Origin of the sequence: Pseudanabaena sp. 'Roaring Creek', from assembly GCF_001402795.1 — a bacterium.
In the GTDB taxonomy this organism is placed as follows: Bacteria; Cyanobacteriota; Cyanobacteriia; order Pseudanabaenales; family Pseudanabaenaceae; genus Pseudanabaena.
The window spans coordinates 1-6942 of sequence record NZ_LIRE01000353.1; the positions used below are offsets into that span (position 1 = coordinate 1).

Here is a 6942-nt window from a genome sequence, read left to right on the forward strand (position 1 = left end):
TATAGTTGTTTTAAATAACTTGTAGACGGGCTTCGACTTCGCTCAGCCCTCGGTGTAAGCTAGCTGAGCGAAGTCGAAGCTGTAGTTTTTATTTGAATTATCTATAAATACCAATCATTTCTATATCAACTGCTATCAGGAGAAAGGGGTGGAAAAATCGAAAGTTGGGTTTGGTTGCTATAGTGGTTGCTATAGTATCGATATACTTCGATTATTTGATAGGTTTGTTAAGCAATCGGGTTAAGCAATCGACCAGTAGACTTTAATAACGACACCATGCTAGAGACGGTAAGTGAAGCAGAGCAACCAAAGGATTTTCCTCCACCAGTCGATAAGGACGTAGCGGAGACAGCGATCGCCACCATCGATCCTCCTGTCCATAATGTCGATAATAATGTCGACGATCCAGATGAGGTTGATGAACTAGACGAGATCGATGATGTGGAAATGTCACTATTCGATCATTTAGAAGAATTTCGATCGCGTATTTTCTATGCCTTGATCGCCGTAGTCATCGGGGTGATTGGCTGCTTTGCCGTAGTGAACAAAATAGTAGCTCTTTTGGAAATTCCCGCCCAAGGCGTGAAATTTTTGCAACTTGCGCCAGGGGAATACTTTTTTGTATCCATTAAAGTAGCTGGCTACAGTGGCTTGCTAGTCTCCAGCCCTGCCATTTTGTATCAAATCGTGCGGTTTATCTTGCCAGGACTCACCCGCAAAGAAAAGCGGGCGATCGCCCCGATTGTTTTTGGCTCTAGCATTTTATTTGTGCTTGGTATTGTCTTTGCTTACGAGCTATTGATTCCCGCCGCCCTCAATTTCTTTATTAGCTATGGTGGGGATGTTGTCGAACAGTTTTGGTCGATCGATCGCTATTTTGAGTTTGTATTGTTGCTATTATTCAGCACTGGATTAGCCTTCCAGATTCCCGTAATTCAAGCCCTATTAGCAATGACAGGTATTGTTAACTCCAGCAAAATGCTTGCTGGATGGCGCTATGTCGTTTTGGGGGCGGTGATCCTCGGAGCCGTGCTGACACCATCAACCGATCCGATGACTCAGAGTTTACTGGCTGGAGCCGTGGGCATTTTGTACTTTGGTGGCATTTTCTTAGTTAAGGCTATGGGTAAATAGGGTTACGGTGCTTTGCACTGCAGCCTTATCTATAAAACAATTAAAAATGGCAAATCAGAACATTTTGATTTACGATACAACCCTTCGCGATGGCACTCAGCGCGAAGGGTTGTCACTGTCAGTAGAAGATAAAGTACTCATTGCCAATCGCCTCGATCGATTGGGGGTTGCCTTTATCGAAGGTGGTTGGGCAGGGGCAAATCCGAAGGATGATGAATTTTTTTGGCAAATGCAGCAGCGTCCCCTTAATCATGCCGAGCTAGTGGTGTTTTGTTCGACCAGACGCGCGGGACTAAAGGCAAAGGATGACCCCATGCTCGTGCCAATTCTTGCCGCCAAGACTAAGTGGGTCGCTATTTTTGGTAAGTCTTGGGATCTCCATGTCATTGAAGGTTTGCGAACCTCCCTTGATGAAAATCTCGCGATGATCGACGATACGATCGCCTATCTCACAAGTTGCGATCGCCATATTATTTACGATGCTGAGCATTGGTTTGACGGCTACAAAAACAATCCCGACTATGCCCTAAAAACCCTCAAAGCTGCCCATGACGCTGGAGCAAAATGGTTTGCGCTCTGCGACACCAATGGTGGCACTCTGCCCGACGAAGTGGCAGCAATCACCAAAATTGTGGATGAATCCCTCAGGCAATGGGGCAGCAATTCACCCCAAATAGGCATTCACACTCACAATGATGCAGGTTTAGCCGTTGCCAATGCGATCGCAGCCGTTCGGCATGGCGCAACTATGGTGCAGGGAACGATTAATGGTTATGGCGAGCGCTGTGGCAATGCCAATCTCTGTACTGTCATCCCCAACTTGCAACTAAAAATGGGCTATGACTGCATTGCTACCGCCAAGCTGTCCCAACTCACCGAAGTCTCCCGCCAAGTCAGTGAAATCGTCAACCTTGCCCCCGACGATCATGCGCCCTTTGTGGGCGCTTCTGCCTTTGCCCATAAAGGGGGAATCCATGTCAGCGCCGTCCAGCGTAATCCTCTCACCTACGAGCATATCGCCCCCGAAAGTATTGGGAATAATCGACGCATCGTCATCTCCGAGCAAGCAGGGATTAGCAATGTCATCTCCAAAGTAGAAACCTTTGGCATTTGCCTGCGAAAAGAGGATGCAGCCTGTAGGCAGATCTTGCAGATGACCAAGGATCTCGAACGGGTCGGCTATCAATTTGAATCCGCAGAGGCAAGTTTTGAATTATTAGTCCGCGATGCCTTAGGCGATCGCCCCAAGTTTTTTACTATTAGCAGTTTCCATGTGTATTGCACTACTGAATCCTTATCCATTGATGGAGGCGTTAATTCCCAAGCAACGGTGAAAGTAATGGTTAAAGGTGAAGAACATCTCACCGCTGCCGAAGGTAATGGTCCCGTTGCCGCCCTTGATATCGCTTTACGCAAAGCTTTAATCGGATTCTATCCTGAAATTGCCAATTTCTATCTCACCGACTATAAGGTGCGAATTCTCAATAGCGATTCGGGCACGCAAGCAACGACGAGGGTATTAATTGAATTCAGTAATGGCAAGAGACGATGGACAACGGCGGGAGTATCTGACAATATTATTGCAGCCTCCTGTAAAGCATTGGGAGAAGGCTTAGAATATGGACTTCTCGCCGCCGTCCGCTACACTAAATCTTAGTTATGGCTCCAAACAAACCCAAAAGAAAGTTAAACTTTTTAGACTTTGCCTCTACCGTTATCCTGCTGTACCTGGCACTTAAATTTGTCGCCGTACCGATTGTGCAAACAGCGGTAAATTTCACCCATCGTGATAGGGGCGTTGGCGATATTGCCAAAGTCCCAGATTTTACCTTCCCTGACATTACGTTAATTGCCATCATTCTGTTGTTTCAACCCCAAACATCGGACATATTTAAAAGCATCGACTTTTCATCGGGTGGACTGAAAGCGGAATTTAAGGATCTGCGGAGTGAAATGCTCCAAACTAAAGAAGATCTGGACAAACGCCAGCAGGAACAGATCGATCGCATGAATAAACTGCAAAACTTCATGTATTGCTTGATTTTAACGCCCAAAGAAATTGAAAAGCTCAAGGGCATTAAAGACAATTCAATGCATGAATTTTATGTGAGCAAAGATGCGGCTTCCGAATTGCGGAGATTGAGAGATTCCAACCTAATTGCGATCGTTCCGCCTTTTCAATATATTAGCGATTTAGAGAAAGCTAGTAACTATGGAAGCATTGCTATAGACTTGGTCAAGTATTGCGAACTAACCCAGTCGGGACAGCAGTTTCTACAAAATTTAGAGGAGATAACTAGACAGAAACACCAGAACAACCAAAACGATTAGTTATACTACACTTGGAGCTTTAGGCGATCGCCATGATCTTAGAAGAAGTCGATCGAATGCTATCTGATTGGAAGGGTAATCTCGAAGCCATCAGCCTCAATATCTATGACCTATGCGATCTGATCGCTTATCAACGACTGACGGGCAGTTCGGGATTTATACCTATCAAACTTGCGGGTGTCAGCAAAACTAAAGTTGAACCTGCATTGGCAGCAATTAGCGAACTTTTGCAGCACTTCGATTTGTTAACGCAAACTATTAATAAAGCGAAAAGCCTCAGAGCTTCTATTCCCCGTTTTTTAGGAGCCGAGCAAAAGGCACAAGAAATCTTCAACCTATTGAATCAAGCATCAATCCAGTTACCATCAGTCATCACTCCTTTAGCCAAAAGAGAATTACTTTCTGCTGCCGAAACCAGTCTTAAAATTACGCCTCTACAACTTTTAGTAGCGATGATCAAAACCTATCAGGTTGCTAAAGAGGTTATTTTAGAAGTCGATCGCGTATGGGCGGATTTAGAACCACAACTGGATATCGCTGAAACAGAAATTGTCAATTTACAGAGACAAGGGGAGTCTTTAGGGATAATTGATCCTAGCCAACTAGAACTATCTCAGCAAAACCTAGCATCTTTGCGCGATCGCATTGAATCCGATCCCTTAGGAACTTCCGCCAGTTTCGATGATATTAATCGCCAAATCGACAAGATGCGTGGAGATATAGAGCAATTTTTCCGAGTAAAAGCAAAGCTTCAAGATGCTTTTACTCAGGCGAATATGCTATTGCAGCAATTAATTACCTTAAATCAAGAAGCGATCGCTTCCTTTACGGAAAGCCAAGCAAAAATTAGCGATTGTTCCAACCTTATTGCTCCATTACCGAGCGAACAAATTACTGCGATGGAACAATGGTTGCAAAGATTAGTAGCTAAGCAGAAAGAAGGGTTAACTGTTCCCATACAGGTGGGCGTAGAGAATTTCACGACCAAAATCAACGAATATATCGCGATCTCAAAAAAGGCGATCGTCGCAAATCGACTGCCAATCCAAAATCGTCAGGAGTTGCGCGGTAGGCTTGATGCGTTGAAGGCAAAAGCGATCGCTAAGGGTCATGCTGGAGATATCCAGTTAGCCAAGTTAGCCGAGCAAGCAAAGCAACTTCTCTATACAAGTCCAACAGCCTTAAAACAAGCCGAAGAAACAATTAAGCAATATGAGATTCTGCTAAATAGAAGAATTTGATTCTCAATCCACAAGAAGGATGAGCGGCGCGAAGCGCCGCTCATCCTTACCTATTTGGCCCTACCAAATTTCAAGATTAAGAACATTGCGATCGCCCCTGCGCCAAAACCGCTAATATGGGCTAAATAGGCGATTCCTGGTAAATTGGGATTCGCCATTGCTGCATAAACAGTTTGTCCGGCAATCCATAAACCGAGAAATACCGCCGCAGGAATAGGAATCGCCGTCACAAAAAATCCGAGGAAAACTAAACTTAAAATCCTCGCACGCGGAAATCGAATTAAATACGCACCCATTACCCCCGATATCGCCCCACTTGCTCCCACCATCGGAACCATCGAAGTTGGAGCAGTTACCACCTGTCCAATCCCAGCGATCGCACCACAAATTAAGTAAAAAAATAGAAATTTCCAGTGACCGAGTCGATCTTCAATATTATTGCCAAATAGATAGAGAAACCACATATTCCCAACTAAATGGAAGATACTACCGTGGAGAAATTGGGATGATAATAAAGCGATCGCGTGTTTGGAGGGATTAGCAATTAATTCCTTGGGAAATAGAGCCCAATTTTCCAACCATTCCCCCAGTTGAAAGTTGGGCAAACTGCTTTGATATCCAAATATCAGCACGTTCACTAAAATCAATGTATAGAGAACAATGGAAGTATCCTGAGTCGGATTGTCGTCATGTAAAGGAAACATCAATAACCAACAGCTCCATTTTTATAAGTAATCGCTTAATCCATATCATCCAACTTGATCCTCGGATCGACGGCTTTAAGCAGTAGATCACCGATGAGATTACCGACCACTAACATTAAAGTTCCCAACATCAAGCCTGCCATGACTAGATTGGTATCTTTTTCTCTTGTTGCTTCGAGTAGTAATTTACCCAAACCTGGCCAACTAAAAAAGAACTCTGTAATAAAGGCTCCACCCAATAATCCACCAAATTCAAAGCCTAACAATGTGATCAAAGGGTTTATGGCATTGCGGAGGGCGTGCACGTAGATCACCTTACCTTCGGGCAAACCCTTAGCGCGGGCAGTTTTAATATAGTCTTGACGTAATACATCCAACAAACTACCGCGCATGATCCTCTGCAATCCTGCAAAGCTGACCACAGTCAAAGTTAAGGTCGGGAGAAGCGCGTGATGTCCGATATCGAGAAATTTACCCAAAGGCGATAGATCGGCAAACCCAATACTAGTCATGCCTCCCACGGGAAACCAGCCCGTATTTTGCGCCACCATCAATAATAGGATCGCCAAGACAAAACTAGGAAAACCCTGCGTAGCATAGCTGACAATCTGAATTAAGCGATCGCTCCAAGTATTTTGCTTAACGGCACTATAAATACCCAGAGGAATCGCCAACAACCATGTGGTTATCAACGAAGCAAGCGACATGATCAGCGTATTTCCAGCCCTTTCGACAATTAACGGCGTGACGGGAGCTAACCCTTGACAACGCACACCCAGATCGCCATTTAGGGTATTTCGCAACCATAAAAGGTACTGCAATGCTTCGGGCTTATCGTAGTTAAGCTGTTTTTCTAACTGCTCGATGGTCTTTTTAGGGGTACTGGGGTTGTTGCGTAGTTCGGAAAAACAATTTCCGGGAGATTTCGTAATGGCAAAAAAACTTAAAACAGACACCCCAAAAATGACAATCACCGCCTGTCCTAGTCGCTTCACCACAAAACCCGTCGTATCGTTAAAAATCAAGCGCCAGAAAGGGTGATTGACTCGATTTGCAGTTGTCATGATTTGCTGTTGCTAGTTAATCAGTTTTGGCAGTTCTAAATGCTTTGTGGAAATGCGCCCATTTCGGGGGCGCGCTTCCACAAACCTAAAAATCTATAAATGATTTAAGACTGCTGTATGTGTAGATATTATAACGATATCAAACTAAAACCCCAAACATAGTTTAGTTTTAGCTTGGTTTTAGCTTGGTCTTATACCAAATCACAAAATGGCTACGCCATTTTATGATTTTAAAACCCTTATTGGATTTGGTTTTTAATTTCCAAAAGTGTAGCCACACTTTTGTATGGCTGTCGCCAAGTGTATTAGGACCCACATTCCGCTCGTAATGGAAGCCTAAAAATATTTAAAACGAGACAATGAGGGTTTCAGTGATTTTTGGAAAAATTAATGATATTAATTCCTATTAGTGCATCACTATTTAAAGTATTAAGATAGTGATATTTTTGCTGGCAAAGCTCAAAACAC

The 6942-nt window shown here is 43.9% G+C and carries 6 protein-coding genes; 4 read left to right on the plus strand and 2 right to left on the minus strand.

Going from position 1 to position 6942, the window contains the following annotated elements:
- Nucleotides 1-276: 276 nt before the first annotated feature.
- From tatC to AC805_RS12015, 4 genes are read left to right on the plus strand one after another with little or no spacing between them, the layout of a single operon-like run.
- Entirely contained in the window at nucleotides 277-1134 is an 858-nt protein-coding gene (gene tatC / locus AC805_RS12000; RefSeq protein WP_197278706.1) for a twin-arginine translocase subunit TatC, read from the plus strand.
- 46 nt (nucleotides 1135-1180) lie between these two features.
- The gene (cimA, locus tag AC805_RS12005) at nucleotides 1181-2791 is read left to right on the plus strand and encodes a citramalate synthase (RefSeq protein WP_055075661.1); all 1611 of its coding nucleotides are present in this window, start codon (nucleotides 1181-1183) and stop codon (nucleotides 2789-2791) included.
- A 2-nt stretch (nucleotides 2792-2793) separates the two neighbouring features.
- A complete protein-coding gene (locus AC805_RS12010; RefSeq protein WP_055075662.1) occupies nucleotides 2794-3465 on the plus strand; it encodes a hypothetical protein in 672 nt (223 codons plus the stop codon).
- Between the two features lie 32 nt (nucleotides 3466-3497).
- Complete coding sequence (locus AC805_RS12015; protein ID WP_055075663.1) at nucleotides 3498-4706, plus strand: hypothetical protein; 1209 nt, start codon at nucleotides 3498-3500, stop codon at nucleotides 4704-4706.
- 50 nt (nucleotides 4707-4756) lie between these two features.
- Here AC805_RS12015 and AC805_RS12020 read toward each other — a convergent pair whose 3' ends face one another.
- Together AC805_RS12020 and AC805_RS12025 are read right to left on the minus strand one after the other, a co-directional pair.
- Nucleotides 4757-5410 (minus strand): rhomboid family intramembrane serine protease, encoded by a 654-nt coding sequence (locus tag AC805_RS12020; RefSeq protein WP_055075664.1) that lies wholly within the window; start codon nucleotides 5408-5410, stop codon nucleotides 4757-4759.
- A 35-nt stretch (nucleotides 5411-5445) separates the two neighbouring features.
- Complete coding sequence (locus AC805_RS12025; protein WP_055075665.1) at nucleotides 5446-6474, minus strand: ABC transporter permease; 1029 nt, start codon at nucleotides 6472-6474, stop codon at nucleotides 5446-5448.
- Nucleotides 6475-6942: the final 468 nt, after the last annotated feature.

Bases quoted from the DNA above. Each gene is read 5' to 3' on its own strand.
- AC805_RS12015 (WP_055075663.1), top strand. From the start codon at position 3,498: ATGATCTTAGAAGAAGTCGATCGAATGCTATCTGATTGGAAGGGTAAT.
- AC805_RS12025 (WP_055075665.1), bottom strand. From the start codon at position 6,474: ATGACAACTGCAAATCGAGTCAATCACCCTTTCTGGCGCTTGATTTTT.
- tatC (WP_197278706.1), top strand. From the start codon at position 277: ATGCTAGAGACGGTAAGTGAAGCAGAGCAACCAAAGGATTTTCCTCCA.
- cimA (WP_055075661.1), top strand. From the start codon at position 1,181: ATGGCAAATCAGAACATTTTGATTTACGATACAACCCTTCGCGATGGC.
- AC805_RS12010 (WP_055075662.1), top strand. From the start codon at position 2,794: ATGGCTCCAAACAAACCCAAAAGAAAGTTAAACTTTTTAGACTTTGCC.
- AC805_RS12020 (WP_055075664.1), bottom strand. From the start codon at position 5,410: ATGTTTCCTTTACATGACGACAATCCGACTCAGGATACTTCCATTGTT.